Below are 17,063 nucleotides of genomic sequence, written 5' to 3'. Positions count from 1 at the left end.
CATGAACAAACGTTATAAACCAGTACTCCCCGCACTCGCACTGGCCATGCTGGCTGCCTGTACCAAGTATGAGCCACTGGCGTTTTCAGTGCAGGAGCCGGAAAGTGCTGTGGTACAGGAAGATATTAATTCGTACAAAGCCCTGAAATCCTATATCAATCGGGCCTCCAACCCCGATTTTAAACTCGGTGTGGCATTGTCGCTGTCCCCTTATGTGGCCAAAGGCGTCATGTACCGGTTGGCCAACCGCAATTTTGATGAGCTGGTACTGGGATACGAAATGAAGCATGGCGCCGTGGTACAGGCAGATGGTAAATTGGCGCTGGACAACGTCACCAGTCTGCTTACTACTGCAAAAGGTGCAGGCATGAGCGTTTATGGGCATACGTTATGCTGGCATGCCAACCAGAATGCCGCCTACCTCAATGGCCTGATAGCTCCATTGATGTTTACTTCCCCTGCTTACACGAATGACCTAAACAGAACCGGCTTGCTGGATGGGAGCTTCACCAGCTGGACCAAATCCGGCACCATCACGATGGAAGACGGTACAGGCATGAATGGCGGAAAAGCCATTAAGCTGGTAGCCGGTAATGGCAACACGCCAGAGGCATTGCAGCTGATCACGCCAGCCATCAACGCAGTGGCCGGGCATAAGTATGAAATCATCTGCTACGTAAAATCCGATCAGGACGGGGAAGGTCGCATTGCCTTTGAAGGCCTGAGAAATAACACGCCATTTACCTCCTTCAGCACTAACATCTCCTGGAAAGAAATAAAGGTGCAGGTGAGTGATATTACCGGCAGCACTTTTAAAGTACATTTTGATTTAGGCTACAAGCCGGGCGTAACCTACTACCTGGACGTTAATAATATTTACGTATACGATACCCAGGGCACACCTTCCATCACCAACCTGGTCAAAAACGGCGACTTCGAAACCGGCAGCGCCTGGGGAGGATGGGGAACCGGCTCCACCAGAGGCATTACCGCCGATGGTATGGGCGTAGGCAATAAAGGCAAAGCGTTTTATGTGACCAATACCGCTAAGGCTGCCAACTACTGGGATATTCAAACCTCCTATGCATTCGATAAAGCATTGGACAACGGGGAAACCTATAACCTGAGCTTTTGGGTGAAAGGAACGGCGGAAGGTATCATCCGCCCGGAGTTACAGAGCGCGAACTACGCCTCTAACGGCTTCGGACAGGTGCCCGTCACTAAAGAATGGAAACAGGTAACCATCTCCACAAAAACAACAGCGGCCGACAGAATACGGCTGATATTCAGTTATGGAGAATTTGCCGGCACGGTATATATTGATGACGTGGTGCTGAGCAATGCCAAAGCAGTAGGCAGTGTAACTACCACCGTACAAAAATCAGCCGCAGAAAAAGAAGTGATCATCGGCAATGCCATGGAATCCTGGATTGCCGGTATGGTAACGGCCTGCAAAAACGATGTACACGCCTGGGATGCGGTAAATGAACCCATGGACGACGGTAAGCCTGCCGAGCTGAAAACCGGTGTGGGTAAAACATTAAAAAACGATGAGTTCTACTGGCAGGACTACCTCGGCAAGGATTACGCCGTAAAAGCATTCCAGCTGGCCCGCAAATACGGGAATGCCACCGACAAACTGTTTATCAACGACTATAACCTGGAATATAGCCTGGATAAGTGTCGCGGCCTGATCGCCTACGTACAGTACCTGGAAAGCAAAGGCGTAAAAGTGGACGGTATTGGTACACAAATGCATATCAGCACCACCAACGATAAGGAGAAAATCGCCGAGATGTTCAGGCTCCTCGCTGCCACCGGCAAACTGATTAAAGTGTCGGAAATGGATATAGGCGTAGGCGTTAAAACGGCTGCTGCAACGCCTGAGCACTACAAAGCGCAGGCGGAATTATACCAGTATGTGATCCAGAAATACTTTGAACTGGTGCCGGCCAAACAACGCTATGGCATTACCTTCTGGAGTCCGCTGGATAGTCCGGCCAGCTCCAGCTGGCGCGCCGGTGAGCCTATCGGCATCTGGACGGAAGGATATATACGCAAACTGGCGTATTCCACTTCCTGCCAGGCTTTTGAAACCGCAACGAAATAGGGTTGACATATAAGAAAGAAATCCTGCCCGGACGGAGTCTTCCGACTGGCAGGATTTTTTATCTTGCGGTCTTTTGCTAATTCAACCTGATGTCAATTTTTAAAGCTGGTTCGTTGCTGTTGCTTATAGCTATTGGTGTTTTCCTCCTGATATGTAGGACAGATGCCTACTATTATACAGGCCAGGGGCTCACGGAGATTAACGTGTCAGTGAAAGAGTTGCCTGTTTATTATAAGCCCCATAAGGAAGAGCCATATTACAAATTTACCGTCGCTGAATATCCATGTTCGTTCATCATAATAAGAGGAAGTTATGATATCCTCACGGATCATGATTCCGCAAAAGCTGCATTGGACGCTATGCTGCCAATGGATACGATCACGATTAATATCCTTGAGGCAGATAGGAATATACTGGGTGAACGTAGCAACAAAGTGCGTGTAATAGGTCTTAAGAAGAATGCTTCTTATATCATTAATCCGGAAGAAGTAAAGACGGCTGATACTAAGTGGTTTAAAATTACACTGACAGGATTCGTAGGGCTGTTAATAACTTATTTGGTGGTGTTCTCAAGGGCAGTTTGGCGCTGGGTGAGAAAAGATTAGAGAAAAAGATGTACCATTCGTGCATTCTGATGTAAATATGAGCTATAGTGAACCAGATGGTCGCCTCAAACCTTACATTTGTAACGTTACCACAAAATACTATCTCATGGCAAACACTACCCCAATGCAGACCGCTACTTTCACGGCTGCCGATGGTTTAAACGTATACTATCGTAACTGGAAAGCTGCTAACCCTACAGCCGTTGTGATACTGGCACATGGCTTTAACTCCCACAGCGGCTACTTTCAATGGACCGCGGAACAACTGGTAAATGAACAGTTTGAAGTATATGGTATCGACTGGCCCGGAAGAGGAAATTCCGATGGAGAGCGCTACTATATTGCAGACTACACCGCTTTTGTTAAGGATCTGGATCAGTTAGTGGAGATGGCAAAAGCCGCATATCCCGGCCTGCCCGTATTCCTGCTGGGACATAGCGCCGGCGGCGTACTATCGGCGGTTTATACGCTGGACTATCAACAGAAACTGAGCGGCTTTATCTGTGAGAGCTTCGCCTTCCAGGTACCAGCACCCGATTTTGCCCTCGCTGTGTTGAAAGGGCTGAGTCATGTATTCCCCCATGCGCATGTACTGAAGCTGAAAAACGAGGACTTCTCCCGCGACAAAGCAGTAGTAGATTTCATGAACGCTGACCCGCTGATTGCGAACGAGGTGCAACCTACGAAAACGGTGCAGCAGCTGGTACTGGCAGATGAGCGTTTAAAAAGCGAAATGCCCGCTATTAAGCTTCCCCTGCTGATCCTCCATGGTACTGCTGATAAAGCTACGAAACATGAAGGCAGCCAGTATTTCTACGAGCATGCCGGCGCGGCGGATAAAACGCTGAAGCTCTATGAAGGACACTATCATGATTTGCTGAATGACTTGCAGAAAGAAGTAGTGATGGCGGATTTGTTGAGTTGGTTAAGGGAACGAGTGAAATAGCCTGAATGACATGTAATAACAAGATATTTTGAGTTCTTGCTGTTATTACATGTCATTTATCATAAATTTACGATGTTTATCTTTTTAACACGTATTTTAAATTATCAAATAATCTTTCAAGCAGCCTGCGGTCATTTGTAATAATTTCAGCAGTTCCTTTTGCTTCTGCCTTATGTTCCAATCTGACCCCATAATTTGTGGTCAGTTGCCTTGGGAATTCTACCGATATCAGGTAGACTTCGATTTCACTTTTGTCTGTTTTAGTGGTACTTGTTGTTAATGAAATATTTTGCACCCTTCCTGACACACTACCGTATTCCAAATACGGAAAATTGTCAAGTTTTACTATAACTTCCTGGCCGTTTTTAAGTTTGCCAGCACCAGTAGCAGGTAGCATTACCTGGCCCAATACTGCGTTTTGTTCTGGGATAATAGCAAATACAGGTTCCCCTGACTGTATGTATTGGTTATCCGAATAGAATTTAAGGAACTGTATTTTTCCAGCAAAGGGAGAAATAAATAGGTATTTTCGTTTCCAGTTTTGTATATTGTCTATAAGATCATTAAACGCAGAGATAGCTGCTATCTGGATCTCTTTGTTTTTCTCGGGGTGAGCAATTTGCAATTCCTGAAGCTTACTTTCTGTTTGCATTAACTGCTGATTGCTTACAGTTAAATTGTTAAGCGCATTTTGATGACCATCCTTCGCACTGATATAGTTGATTTGCGTCTTGTCAAAATCTGCTTCGCTAATAACTTTCTCCACGAAAAGTATACTATCTCTCTTGAAAAACTTGCTGGATAGTGTGAGGTTATTGAGGCTCATTTTCACACGATTTTGTGCAGCAGTAATTGCAGTTGTTTGTTCTGTTATCAACTCCTTCAGGCTCGCTGATTGTTTGTCATAAAGTTGGTCCGTCTTGCTGTTTTTAAAGTCCTGAAGTGCCTTTATTAATGAAAAATAATATGTATTAAGCTCACCTAGAGCGATATCTTGAGGTAGTTTTTCATAAAAGCTAACTAGATTATCAATATTAGGATTAAATCCAACTGTAAGGCTATCGATTCGTAGCACGACCTCAGGCGCTGCAGAATTCTCAATGTAAGCAATTAATTCTCCTTCCCTGACACTTTTAAGTGATTGAGTTTTGCCCAGTTTAAGTTTGCCATAACTACTTGCAATTAGTTTTATGGGGCTTGTATTTGTATTGATGGTAATGTTACCGATTATAACGTCTGGATATTTGACGATCCAGCCACACAGCAATAAACTGATGAAAATAAAACTTATTATATAGCAAATTATTGAACTGAATGTAGTTGGCATCCTGTTAATGATATGCTGTATTTCCTCTGATTGCTGATCTTCTATAATTTCCTTGAGCTTTGGATTGATGGTTGTCATAACGATGGTTGTGATATTATTATACTACATTTTCATGGTGTGAGGGATGCATTTCAGACATTGACATCTGAGTTTGAACTAACTGTGCATACCTTCCTTTTTTTGCCATCAGAATTTCGTGATTACCTATTTCAGCGATCATCCCATTTTGTAGCACAATAATCTGATCAGCTTTTTGAATGGTACTTAATCGATGAGCCACTACTACCACAGTTTTGCCATGAAATACCTCATCGAGAGCTTTCGTTATTTTTTGTTCATTAATGGTATCCAGAGAATTGGTAGCCTCATCAAAAAAAAGATATTCCGGGTTTTTGTATAGTGCCCTGGCAATTAAAATCCGTTGTTTCTGCCCTCCACTGAGCCCTCTGCCCATTTCTCCCATCATAGTTTCGTAACCAAGTGGGAGTGCCTCAATTTCAGATGCAATATTTGCAGTCTGAATCGCCTTTTTTAACCGATCAAAATCTATCTTAGGGTCGTCCAAAACAATATTGTTCAGGATAGTGTCATTAAATATTTTTCCGTCTTGCATTACGGCACCGCATTTATCTCTCCATTGCCGTAAACTTATATTATTAATATTCATCTCTCCTATGCAGATTTCTCCAAAGCTAGGCTTATATAGCCGTAGTAATAATTTGAGCAATGTAGATTTGCCACTGCCACTATCTCCAACTATGGCTGTTATTTTTCCTTCTGGAATAACTAGTCTGATCCCTTGGAGTACCAACTTGCTGTTTGGTGTATACTGAAATGCCACATTTGTCAGCACAAGACTTTTGTTATCCGGAAGATCCATGCTGGTTTGTCCTACCGCATCATGCTCATCTTTTAATTGGTGGATTTCGTTCAACCTCAGGAAACTTATCTGAGCGAATTGAAAGGATATAATAAACTGTATGAATTGTGTGACAGGGGTATTTAGCATGCCAATGATAAACTGGGTGGAAATCATCACACCATAAGTAATGTCTCCTGATAAAACCGCTTTTGCGCAATAAAAAGTTATAAGCAGATTTTTTAATTGATCAATGAATTGAGCACCTGTATTCTGGATATTGTTGATATTTAAAACTCTCTTATTTACGTGATATAATCTTGCCTGAATATTCTCCCACTTCCATCTACGCTCTTTTTCATAATTATTGATTTTGATATCCGTGATACTACCAATAGTTTCAACCCAGTAACTCTGATTCTTGCTGATCAGATCAAAATACTCCCAGTCCAATTTTCGTCTTACTTTAAAGAATGCAAGTACCCATGCAATATAAATAATGCTACCTGTCAGGAAAAAGTAAAATATGACAGGATTATAAACAAACATGATAATGCCAAATACCAGGAATGTCAATGTGGAGAAAATCATGTTTAACGAATTGTTCATGATGAAGCTTCTTATGCGATCGTGGTCTTGGGCACGTTGTAGTATGTCACCGGACATTTTGTTCTCGAAAAATGTGATCGGTAACCTCATGAGTTTGATTAAATAGTCAGAAATCAGGGCCACGTTAATTCTGCTGGTTATATGAAGTAGTATCCAATCCCGTGCAATATTACTCAGTAATACTCCTATAATGATTGTGATATTAGCAATCATTACAATGTTAATAAAGTTAGTGTCGTGGGTTTGTATGCCTACGTCAATTACTGACTTACTGATGAAGGGGAGTAAACCCTGTAATATAGTAATCAGTAACATAATAATGAACAGATGAACAAAGCTTTTTTTATATGGTAGGAAATAGCCAAGAATACTCAGAAGCGTTTTTCTGTTTTCGGATTTTGTTACTATTTCATTTTCATAAAATTTTGATTGTGGTTCAATGGCCATAACAATTCCCTTGTCGGTTTTTCTTTTTAACCATCTTTCGGAAAATTGACTAGCCGTGTATTTGACATGGCCTTTTGCGGGATCAGATACGTAAATAATATTTTCTTTTTTATTTGATGAAGTTTTATAAACAACTGCGAAATGGCTGTTGTCCCAGTGTATAACTGCTGGCAAAGGTACTTTGTCAACCAGGTCCGCTACTGTGCATTTTAAGGCGATTGTACGAAGACCAATATTTTCTGCCGCATGACTAAGATCGGATATCGAAATGCCACTCCTGGTTGATCCGCATTTATCTCGCATGAACTGCAGGGAGTAGAATTTCCCATAATATTTTGCGATCATTTTTAGACAAGCTGGGCCGCAATCCATCATGTCCATTTGTCTCTCGGAAGGAAAAGAGTTAAAAATCATTGTTAAAAGTTCTGGGAATGAATACTGTTATTTATATTCCTGAATAATTTTTGTACAAACATCGTTTGGGTTCTGGCAATCGCTCGTAAAATGAAACCGATTTGGATGACCAGGTGAATTTTCACAAGTGGAGGCCTGGTGTGTTCTGGAAACCTAATTTTGATTGCCTTTTTAATGTCTGTATGGCTGAATTGATTTATCTGTCGTAGCGACAGCGAAATCATTTTGTAATTTGAGTATCCTAGAAATTTCCAGTAATAATAGCTGCCTTTTCCGATGCGGTAAGATTTTCTGAAAAATTGCCATGTACCCCTTGCTGCATATTCTACATATGCATTCTTTTCGTAGATTATTAGCCCGCCATTTCTGGTAATATTGTTAGACCATATTGAGTCACCATTTGATCTGATGGTTTCCGGGAAGTACCCAAATTGTCTGAATGTTTCTTTTTTGGTAAAGATATTCCCCCCAGGTGCACCACCATTCATAATTGCGGCCTCCACATTTGCGAAAAGCAAGGTGTCCGCGAAATGGCCACTATTAATCTGTTTGGAATAGTAGAACCTGATGTCACCTGCAACTGCCGATGCATGGGTGGCCTGCAAAGCCCTGATGCCTGTAATTAGCCACCTTGGTGAGGGAATGCAATTGGAATCAAGTAATATAATAATTTCATTTTTGGCATTCCTGATTCCTAAGTTTCTGGAAGGGTAGGGGCTATTCGTACTTCTGTAGAATAGTAATTTGGCATTGCCATATTTCTCTACTACTTCACTTGGAGGGCACGAGGAGTTGTTATCTACAACCAATATTTCTATTTTTCCGCTTGGGTATTCCTGCCCTGAAATGGCATGCAGGCATACCTTTAATTTCGTTTCATTATTTCGGACTGGTATGATAATGGTTACGGCTGGAAATTCTTCCTGGTCTAAGGATCTTTTTTCTTCAAATTTTAATTTTATTTTCACTTTTATGAAGATGAATGTGTTGGGCCAGTTTGCATTCAGCTGTTCCCTGTGAATATAATCGGTTGCTTATGCCTCCAGGTCTGTGGTAGGCTAGTTGTTGATTGAAATATTTAAACCTGGCTCCATTTATAATAAATCGCAGAAGTAACTCATAGTCCATTGCGATTTTGAAATTATTTTCAAATGTGCCATAGGTCTGATAAGCCTCACGACGGATGAATACAGATGGGTGTGCCAGCGTCATGCCATTCTTCAAAAAAAGATGACTGTCGGGTAGGGGTAGTATTCTGGGACTGCCTGTTTCCCCGAGTAATGCTGTTTTACCATAATAAACGTCAAAAGATGGATTTTCGAAAATAAAATCGGACAATGGTTGTAGAATATTCGGCATGTACCAGTCATCTGAATGAATAATACCTATAATTTCGTTAGTTGATTGCTGAATGCCTTTATTCATAGCTTCGCTGATCCCGTTATCTGCCTCACTTATCCATTTTGTAATGATATCGTTATTTTGTTGGATAATATCAATCGTGCCATCTATGCTTGCTCCATCAATCACAATGTATTCAATGTGTGGATATTGTTGATCCCTGATGCTTTTTATAGCATCTTTGAGAAATTTGGCGCCATTTTTTACAACTGTTATTATCGTAAACGAAACTAGTTTTTGGAATTGCAATTTCTTCATGTTAATTGCTGTTTTAGAATGAGTGCCCTTCTGTCTTCTATAAAATAGGTATCAGCTGGAAAGGAGGCCTGTTCCCGATAGTGATACAGTTTGAGCTCATCATCTATGATTAGGTATGGGGATTGATCTAAATCGTGCAAGCATTTTATTTCGGTATGGTAGGTTGTTCGTATGATTGATTTTCTTGTTGGCCAGTGTTCTGTCATCTGAGTGACAGGTCGCCTAATAGTGCATTGCTCAATAAATGGAATGAATATATCTTTTGGTAATTCAAAGCGATAGTCGAATGCCACAATCCGACTGTAAAAGCGTTGATATTTTTCAATGATTTCCTTGATTTTTGTTGTCTTTTGGGGAACCAGGAATTCATCTACATCAATAAATGCAGTCCAATGATTTTGTCCTTCATATTTTACTTTTAAAGATGAGAGTATTGTTTTAATAGCATTGAATTGCCGTTTAATATGCGGCGCATTCTCCAGTGGATTTCCATGCTCCTGCAGCCATTTTATATATTCGCTTCCAAAGCGCCCGTCCAAATATGCGCCGTCTGGTGGTAAAACTTTGTACGTAATGTTGTATTGATGTTGCAGCTTTTGTAACAGTTGAATACTATTGTCGGTTGGATGATCCAGATAAATTATGATTTCATCTATTCCTATGGAACTGTGAAAGGCAATCCATTCTTCCAGTCGATGTGCGGTGTTACGCGTTATTGTAAAAAGTGTAATAGTCATATCAGGAAAGATATAAGTTTTCAATTTGTAATAATGTAGCAGGTTGTTTAATAGCTAAGGTGGATAGCCCGTATTCACAAACTGGATTTATGAAACTATTTACCGGGTATATGCGCCCTGGTTTATGTGCTGTTTCCTGGATAATGCTGTCTTTCATAATATCGACTAAATAGTTATTGAATACCGATATTTCATTCAACCTCGGTGCTAGTTCTGCAAGTTTGAGGTGGTGCATCAATGCTCTGCCAATGCCTGTTGAGAGATGTATGTTTTCTGGAAACAAAATAGTGTTTGCGCGCGTCTGTAAAAATGAGGCATAATAAGATAATAGCTTATTGGTTTTTTCAGTTTTTTCAGTATTTGAAAGAATGTTTTCTGCATCACATAAATGGCTAAGTATCCTTCCTGTAAACAGTTTGGGTTCGTTTTGCCGGATATATAAATAGTGTAAGATACTGGTACTAAGGATGTCGACTAGTTCACTTATTGCAGGCAGAACTTTCCTTGACAGTTGACAACTGAGGCTAAGCAATGGGAGCTCCGCATCAATGGATGCGAGTTTGTTGTTGCTCAAGAATCCCTTGTAATGCTGATGAACATATTTTTTAAGAAGGGTTGCTGCCTGTTCGAATGCTTGCATGAATTTTGTACTATCACAGGATCTTTTGCACAAATAATGGATTATACTAAAAATTTGTAACTGATTCTGTATGTTAATATTTGTTGATTTCAAAAGGAATTCAGTACATGCATTATCCACTTCCATGAGGATATCATCGATGTCTACGTTTATGAAACCATGTTGCTGCAAGTGCTCAAGTGTTAATCCAAATGCGGTAGCGCCTTTGGTTATTGAGAAATCATTGGATAGCGGTCTGCTGGCCGCATCTTCCAATGTTGCTTCTGCAATATATTTATATTGATTATCGGGATAAACCTGGTCTGCATGAAACAATAAAATTGAAATGCTCAGCAGATCATGTTGTGAGAGGTTATTGGTCTTTTCTGCTTTGATTTTAAGGATATCGCTAATTATCTCAATTGCTTTCTCCTCAGTATATCTTTTTTTCATCGATTGTGTACTTGTGTTAATTTTGATATTATGGTGTACGGAGTACCGATGTATTTCTTCTACATATCTGGAAGCACAAACCGTCTGATCATACGCTCTTTTGTTTATACCAAATGGAGTATAAACCTTAAAAGCACCTTTGCAGAACATTTTGTCCATGAGTTTTAACGGTACGCCACAGTTATGTAAGATGGAGTTCCGCGATAAGGTTTGAACAGGTTGGTGGGGCCAGCTGAAGTCTAGTGCTTTGTCTACGGTGATCACCTGGCCCTTTTTCCAGGCAGTCCACAGTATTGCCCACATATCGGCGCACCATGGCTGCAATGCATTAATGGCCGGGTTTCCCATGAGATAGTTGAATAGCTTTTCGGATGTGTTCTCTATCTCCTGCCAGAATGAACTGTTGGTATTTTTAAGTATATACTGTGCCCCTCCGGTGTGTTCGCTGTTTAGCAATAGCAGGTGAGGGTCAATTTCAACTATAGCCGCCATCTCGTACAATGTTTTATGTCCTGCAATTTTTACTATAGATTCAGCACTAATGTAGCTTCTGGTGTCCGATGCATACCAGGTGTCCCCCGGTAGGAGGTGTCTGAATGCTGGAGGCTTGGTAAAAATGATATCCGAGTCGTGGTAAAATATTGTTGCCTTAGCCAGTTCCGGAAATTGTTCGATATGTTTTCTTATTATATGTGGCCTGATGGTGGATGCATAGTTCATGAATGACCGGGTATCAGGGTATATAAATACTTTACCAAAAGCATTTTCGGCTAAAAATTGCTTTAGGTTGCTGCTAATAGTTTTGTCCCTGATCCCAAACAGTACATGTACATCGTTACTGTTTATACCTAATCGCTCGAAGTTGAAAAGTTGAACTTGAATTTGCCATATAAAGTAAAGTTCATCTGGCTGACAGGAGAGAAAAATCATTGTGCGCTTTATTTCATGAGTATTGGGTTGAATTCACTATCTGGCTTGAATTGCATCATGCGGATATTCCTATTCATCTCTTTGCGCACCTGCATTTCAGATTCGGGGTTGTAAAAATAGCATATATGTGCATCCCCTATGTTTTTTCGGTGTATAGCCAATACCAGGCACTTACTGTATTGGTTCATAAATAATTCAGTCTGGTTTAACTGATAGATATATGCATCAGTCGCGTTGATAGCCTGCCGTTGGGCCGACGACAGCCGCATCGATGAATACAAGCTATCCGATTGGTAAGTAAGCAGATTGTAAAAACTTTGATTAGCATCAAAGTCGTGCTTTCTGAAAGCTGACTTCATTATTGTTGTATCATATTTAGGTTGCCTGATTGGTATTAAGGCAATTCCAATCACTATTTGCTTCCTTTTATGTTGCAACGTTTTAAAAAAGTAACTCAAACTTGCCTTCTTAGAATAAGCGAAGCTTCCTTGTGTGTCTCTGTCCATATAGTTTTTGGGACTGACGAAAGTTAAATTGCATTCATTTAAATAGCTCCTGAATACTTTTTCTGACTGCTGTCCGTATGTAAGGTTGTGAAGCAAAAGTATCGTGAGGAGTTGTAGCATTATTTTTAAATGAAAAGCCTGCATAGTGGGAGATATTTAATGTTTGTCTGTTAAAATGAGTCGCTGAGTAGGCCGATCCAATAGTTATGTGCCTTATCATCAGCTACCTGATGATAAAAATTGTTAGTTTTGGGCTGAAGTATTGGATCGACCTTGGTACTAACTTCTGAGCTAGCTTATGCAATTATTATGGCTTCTACAGCATTCCATCTATGCGGAATACTCTGTCAGCTGCAATCTCAGAAAGTGGTTTTATCGAGGCTCCCCCGCTTGTTGGATCGTATAGATATGCTAATTGGCTGTTTTGATCCACATACTGAATTATTACTGAGTGGGCTACCCCGCTGCCAGTTCCATAATCGCACATGATTGGTACGTTCAGTGACCCGCTTAACGTGGAGAGGTCAACTTGCTGCACAACAAAATGAGATGAAAGGAAATTATACAGCGTGGCCGCGTCAACTCCTTCATTGGCATTGCCGTATTCTGAGTCATACAGCCCCTCCCAATAGCCACTTTCATAGCCGTATTCGCCACCACCATAATAGTTTGCTACATAGGCGCAAGAGTTATAAACACAATCGTAGCCATCGGTGGGGCCATCTGGGTTGGTCGTGAGATAACCACCATAGTAGGATCTCATTTCTTCGGAGTCTACTATCTCCAGCTGTTCTGCCAGAGCGGCAAAAGTTAATCTGCAAATTTTCATGAAATTTGAATTTATGGTTTAACAAAAAATAAAAATTCCTGAGTCGTTAGTTACGACTGTTTGCATGATCAAATGGAGAAAGTAAAAAGGTGGAGCCAAATATTTTGGCTGGGAATGTTAAATTATAGAACATTCTATTCGTAACAAAATATATTTTTATCTATTTATCTTGATCCCTCCAAAACTTTTTCAGACCACCCTTATACTACGCCAGAGAAGTATAACTAGCCGCCATAAAATTATCCTTTTGCCTCTTTCTCAATTATTTGTTGTACTTTCACGCCGCAATTGGTTTTTACCCTTCATTTCACGAAGGTTAAAATTAATAGGGAATCAGGTGCAAATCCTGAGCAGACCCGCTACTGTAAGTTCTGTAACAACACTTCGACATCCACTTGCCACTGTTTTTAGTGACTAAAAACGGGAAGGCCGTCGAAAGTGAGAACAAGCCAGGAGACCTGCCATGCAGCTATTTCGTAAGCACTCGGGGAAGGTGCTTTGAATCAACTACACTGAAATTATTTCAGGATTTTTTGAGTATGTCATCCGGTACCCATACCGGACCAGTTTTAATTTTTATCGATATGTCAAACGCATTAAAAACGTTGATGATAACGTTTTTGGCATTTATTGGCACGCGCAGTTACGGACAAAAAACCAACCGCGATTCCACCCACGTGGATACCGCCGGCATCAGAATGTTGCGGGGTGTTACCATCTCCACCATTGGCTATAAAGAGGTGATCCCTTCGCAAAAACTTACCGGCGAAAATCTAAAAAGCCTAAACAGTTTTTCCGTAGCAGACGCTATCCGCTATTTCGCTGGCGTGCAGGTAAAGGATTATGGTGGCATCGGCGGACTCAAAACCGTAGACATGCGCAGCATGGGCACCAACCATATGGGCGTATTCTACGATGGTATACAACTCGGTAACGCACAAAACGGACAAATCGACCTCGGTAAATTCTCCATGGATAACATCGAATCCATTGCAGTATACAATGGTCAGAAAAGCGATATCTTCCAACCGGCAAAGGATTACGGCTCCTCCGGCAGCATCTACCTGCGTAGTCGCAAGCCTGCATTCGACTCCACCAAAACCACTAACTTCAAAGGCGTTTTTAAAACAGGCTCCTTCGACCTGATCAATCCCTCCGTACTGTGGGAACAAAAGATTTCAGAAAACGTACACTATTCCCTCAGCACGGAATATATTAAGTCATCCGGACGCTACCCGTTTCGTTATAAAAGAGTATATCATAATTCCGGCGCTACGGCATGGGATACTACTGCGATCCGCCAAAACGGAGATATTGAAGCCTGGCGCCTAGAGAGTGGTTTGTATGGGAATATCAACCGCGGCGCATGGAATGTAAAAGGATATTTCTATGATTCGGAAAGAGGGATACCTGGCGCCATCGTTAACAACGTATGGAAACGCTCACAGCGGCAGTGGGACCGTAACTTCTTTATCCAGGGCGGCTTGCAGAAAAATATCGTGAAAGGATATGATGTGCAGGTAAACGCAAAGTATGCTAACGACTATATGCGCTACCTCAACCCGGATACGACTTTGATGTACCTGGATAATAACTTCCACCAGCAGGAATGGTACGCTTCTATCGCCAATAAATACAGTGTATCCAAAAAGATAGACATCAACCTCTCCACTGATTTTCAGTACAACACATTGAACTCAAACCTGGATGGCTTTGTATTCCCGAAACGTTTTACCTCCCTGGTAGCATTAGCCACGGCAGCTGAATTAGGGCCGGTGAAAATGCAGGGAAGTCTGCTGGGCACATTTGTAAATGAGCAAATTACCCGGGGTAACACCTCCACCACCGATACCTCCGTAGCAGCTCCTGCTAAAAATGAAGTCACACCTGCTTTCTTTATTTCTTACAAACCCTTTGCCAAGGAGGATTTTAACCTGCGGGCCTTCTATAAGAATATTTTCCGGATGCCTACTTTCAATGATCTCTACTATACGGATATTGGGAATATTAGCCTGCAACCGGAATATACACACCAATATAACCTCGGCTTTGCGTATCGGAAGAGTCGCGCCGGTTCCGTGCTGAGCGAATTTCAGCTGCAATCCGATTTTTACTACAACCAGGTCACCAACAAAATTGTGGCCGTGCCTAAGGGCAGCGGCATGTACCGCTGGATGATGATGAACATCGGGGATGTGGAGATCAGGGGAGTAGATGTAGTAGCGGATCTGGCATTTACTTTTCCCAGGGAGATATTATTGAATATCAGGACCGCCTATACGTACCAGACCGCACGCGACTATACCACACGCAAAAATCCGGAACTACAAAAGATTACTTACGGCGGCCAGATACCTTACATCCCCTGGCACAGCGGTTCTGTTATTTCAACAGTGCAGTATAAGTCGTGGCGACTAAACTACAGCTTTATTTATGTAGGGGAGCGTTATCAGAACTCCGCCAACATACCGGAGAATTACGAACAGCCCTGGTATACCAACGACTTGTCCGCCTCCAAAAACTTTGCTTTTAAGCGTTACCGCTTCAGGATTGCAGCAGAGCTGAATAATGTACTGGGACAGGATTATGAGGTAGTAGTGAACTACCCGATGCCGAAAAGAAATTATAAAATCATTTTATCCGTTGAACTATGAGCAGGCAATATCTATTCTTACTCCTGGTGTTAATTTTTATGGCGTCCGCCTGCCGGAAAGATGTGGAAGTGTTTATTAATGAAGATACTTCCCTGGACTCCGCCACCGTCAATGGTTTCGCCGGCTTCTACCTGTTAAATGAAGGGAATATGGGAAGCAATAAAAGTACACTTGACTATTTTGATTACACTACGGGTAAGTACCAACGAAATATCTACGCTGCCATCAACCCGAATGTTCCAAAGGAATTGGGAGATGTAGGCAATGATATGGCAATTTACGGTAGCCGGTTATATGCGGTGATCAACGCTTCCAATAAGGTGGAAGTTATGGATGCCCGCACCGCCAAACGCATCGGACAGATTGAGATTCCCAATTGTCGCTATATTAAGTTTGATAACGGTTACGCCTATATTACTTCTTATGCCGGTCCTATCCAGATCAATCCTAACTATACACAGAAAGGCTACGTGGCTAAAATTGATACCGCCACACTTGCAGAAGTGGACCGGTGCATAGTTGGCTTCCAGCCGGACGGTTTGGAAATCACCAATGGCAAAATTTATGTAGCTAATTCCGGCGGCTATATGGGCGCTGGTAGTACGGACAAATACGAACGAAGCGTTTCCGTGATTGACCTGGCATCTTTCAAAGAAGAAAAAAGAATTGATGTGGCTTACAACCTGCATCACATCAAGGTGGATAAGCGCGGTGACTTATGGGTAACCTCCCGCGGGGATTATAAACAGCTGCCATCGCGGCTGTATTTCATCGATAAAAGCCAGGAGAAGGTGACAGATACCTTACCCATCGCAGTGAGTAACTATTACCTCGATGGCGATTCCCTGTATGTATACAGTACCGAGTGGAGTTATATCACGTATTCCAATGTGATCACCTACGCCATCGTGAATACACGTACAAGGGAAGTGGTGAGTAAGGCTTTCATCACAGACGGCACAGAAAAGGAAATTGAAATTCCCTATGGTATTATGGTAAATCCCGTGACCAAAGATATTTACGTAACAGACGCCGGCAATTATGTATCCCCCGGCATGCTTTACTGTTTTTCGAAAGAGGGGAAAAAGAAATGGAGTGTTCGTACCGGTGATATCCCTGCGCATATGGTTTTATTACCCAAATCGTAAAGGGATAGCAGCGTTGTCGATTTGTGTAGAGACGCCTGGCAGGCGTCTATCCGCGCAGATCTCCGCTAATTTCTTTGCAAAAATATCAATACGGAGATTTCCTTGACGATCATAGCGAATAGACGCCTGCCAGGCGTCTCTACACCAATCGAAGGTGCGCCTGAAAGGTATATCCTGTCATCGAAGAAATAATCTACAAACGTTCTATAAA

13 protein-coding genes and 1 riboswitch are annotated in these 17,063 nt (G+C 41.9%); of the genes, 5 read left to right on the top strand and 8 right to left on the bottom strand.

Translation table 11 applies throughout. The annotated features are described in order from the left end of the window. The first annotated feature begins 1 nt into the window (after position 1). The 3 genes from BUB18_RS21115 to BUB18_RS21105 all read left to right on the top strand — a co-directional run bounded on the left by BUB18_RS21115 (position 2) and on the right by BUB18_RS21105 (position 3,661). Complete coding sequence (locus BUB18_RS21115; protein ID WP_073084908.1) at positions 2-2,110, top strand: endo-1,4-beta-xylanase; 2,109 nt, start codon at positions 2-4, stop codon at positions 2,108-2,110. Between the two features lie 89 nt (positions 2,111-2,199). Then, positions 2,200-2,715 (top strand): hypothetical protein, encoded by a 516-nt coding sequence (locus BUB18_RS21110; protein WP_073084906.1) that lies wholly within the window; start codon positions 2,200-2,202, stop codon positions 2,713-2,715. Positions 2,716-2,821: 106 nt separating this feature from the next. After that, on the top strand, positions 2,822-3,661 hold the full coding sequence (locus BUB18_RS21105) for an alpha/beta hydrolase (RefSeq protein ID WP_073084904.1): 840 nt from the start codon (positions 2,822-2,824) through the stop codon (positions 3,659-3,661). Positions 3,662-3,737: 76 nt separating this feature from the next. Here BUB18_RS21105 and BUB18_RS21100 read toward each other — a convergent pair whose 3' ends face one another. The 8 genes from BUB18_RS21100 to BUB18_RS21065 form a co-directional block, all read right to left on the bottom strand. Beyond that, on the bottom strand, positions 3,738-5,066 hold the full coding sequence (locus BUB18_RS21100; RefSeq protein ID WP_073084902.1) for a putative HlyD family type I secretion protein: 1,329 nt from the start codon (positions 5,064-5,066) through the stop codon (positions 3,738-3,740). Positions 5,067-5,085: 19 nt separating this feature from the next. Then, complete coding sequence (locus BUB18_RS21095; protein ID WP_073084900.1) at positions 5,086-7,317, bottom strand: peptidase domain-containing ABC transporter; 2,232 nt, start codon at positions 7,315-7,317, stop codon at positions 5,086-5,088. Positions 7,318-7,319: 2 nt separating this feature from the next. Then, the gene (locus BUB18_RS21090; RefSeq protein WP_073084898.1) at positions 7,320-8,285 is read right to left on the bottom strand and encodes a glycosyltransferase family 2 protein; all 966 of its coding nucleotides are present in this window, start codon (positions 8,283-8,285) and stop codon (positions 7,320-7,322) included. Beyond that, positions 8,263-8,976 (bottom strand): glycosyltransferase family 2 protein, encoded by a 714-nt coding sequence (locus BUB18_RS21085; protein WP_073084896.1) that lies wholly within the window; start codon positions 8,974-8,976, stop codon positions 8,263-8,265. The genes BUB18_RS21090 and BUB18_RS21085 overlap by 23 nt, the downstream gene beginning before the upstream one ends. Then, entirely contained in the window at positions 8,973-9,713 is a 741-nt protein-coding gene (locus tag BUB18_RS21080) for a glycosyltransferase family 2 protein (protein ID WP_073084894.1), read from the bottom strand. Before BUB18_RS21080 ends, BUB18_RS21085 begins: the two co-directional genes overlap by 4 nt. Before the next feature lies 1 nt (position 9,714). Further along, on the bottom strand, positions 9,715-11,715 hold the full coding sequence (locus BUB18_RS21075) for a hypothetical protein (protein ID WP_073084892.1): 2,001 nt from the start codon (positions 11,713-11,715) through the stop codon (positions 9,715-9,717). 8 nt (positions 11,716-11,723) lie between these two features. Next, positions 11,724-12,074 (bottom strand): hypothetical protein, encoded by a 351-nt coding sequence (locus BUB18_RS29450; protein WP_143160033.1) that lies wholly within the window; start codon positions 12,072-12,074, stop codon positions 11,724-11,726. Positions 12,075-12,537: 463 nt separating this feature from the next. Then, positions 12,538-13,050, bottom strand: coding sequence for a hypothetical protein (locus BUB18_RS21065; RefSeq protein ID WP_073084889.1), 513 nt, complete (start codon positions 13,048-13,050; stop codon positions 12,538-12,540). Between the two features lie 272 nt (positions 13,051-13,322). Continuing rightward, positions 13,323-13,528, top strand: a riboswitch (cobalamin riboswitch). A 106-nt stretch (positions 13,529-13,634) separates the two neighbouring features. Between BUB18_RS21065 and BUB18_RS21060 the strand changes: the two genes are divergently transcribed. Together BUB18_RS21060 and BUB18_RS21055 are read left to right on the top strand one after the other, a co-directional pair. Continuing rightward, positions 13,635-15,704: a TonB-dependent receptor gene (locus tag BUB18_RS21060; RefSeq protein ID WP_073085301.1), complete on the top strand. Its 2,070-nt coding sequence runs from the start codon at positions 13,635-13,637 to the stop codon at positions 15,702-15,704. Next, positions 15,701-16,852 (top strand): DUF5074 domain-containing protein, encoded by a 1,152-nt coding sequence (locus BUB18_RS21055; protein WP_073084887.1) that lies wholly within the window; start codon positions 15,701-15,703, stop codon positions 16,850-16,852. Before BUB18_RS21060 ends, BUB18_RS21055 begins: the two co-directional genes overlap by 4 nt. The last annotated feature ends 211 nt before the right edge of the window (positions 16,853-17,063 follow it).

This window comes from Chitinophaga jiangningensis, assembly GCF_900142605.1.
GTDB lineage: Bacteria > Bacteroidota > Bacteroidia > Chitinophagales > Chitinophagaceae > Chitinophaga > Chitinophaga jiangningensis.
This window is presented reverse-complemented; position numbering and strand designations above follow the sequence as displayed.

Coding starts and splice junctions, on each gene's coding strand:
- BUB18_RS21085 (WP_073084896.1), bottom strand. CDS start 8,976: ATGAAGAAATTGCAATTCCAAAAACTAGTTTCGTTTACGATAATAACA.
- BUB18_RS21075 (WP_073084892.1), bottom strand. CDS start 11,715: ATGATTTTTCTCTCCTGTCAGCCAGATGAACTTTACTTTATATGGCAA.
- BUB18_RS21060 (WP_073085301.1), top strand. CDS start 13,635: ATGTCAAACGCATTAAAAACGTTGATGATAACGTTTTTGGCATTTATT.
- BUB18_RS21065 (WP_073084889.1), bottom strand. CDS start 13,050: ATGAAAATTTGCAGATTAACTTTTGCCGCTCTGGCAGAACAGCTGGAG.
- BUB18_RS21055 (WP_073084887.1), top strand. CDS start 15,701: ATGAGCAGGCAATATCTATTCTTACTCCTGGTGTTAATTTTTATGGCG.
- BUB18_RS29450 (WP_143160033.1), bottom strand. CDS start 12,074: ATGAAGTCAGCTTTCAGAAAGCACGACTTTGATGCTAATCAAAGTTTT.
- BUB18_RS21095 (WP_073084900.1), bottom strand. CDS start 7,317: ATGATTTTTAACTCTTTTCCTTCCGAGAGACAAATGGACATGATGGAT.
- BUB18_RS21100 (WP_073084902.1), bottom strand. CDS start 5,066: ATGACAACCATCAATCCAAAGCTCAAGGAAATTATAGAAGATCAGCAA.
- BUB18_RS21110 (WP_073084906.1), top strand. CDS start 2,200: ATGTCAATTTTTAAAGCTGGTTCGTTGCTGTTGCTTATAGCTATTGGT.
- BUB18_RS21105 (WP_073084904.1), top strand. CDS start 2,822: ATGGCAAACACTACCCCAATGCAGACCGCTACTTTCACGGCTGCCGAT.
- BUB18_RS21080 (WP_073084894.1), bottom strand. CDS start 9,713: ATGACTATTACACTTTTTACAATAACGCGTAACACCGCACATCGACTG.
- BUB18_RS21115 (WP_073084908.1), top strand. CDS start 2: ATGAACAAACGTTATAAACCAGTACTCCCCGCACTCGCACTGGCCATG.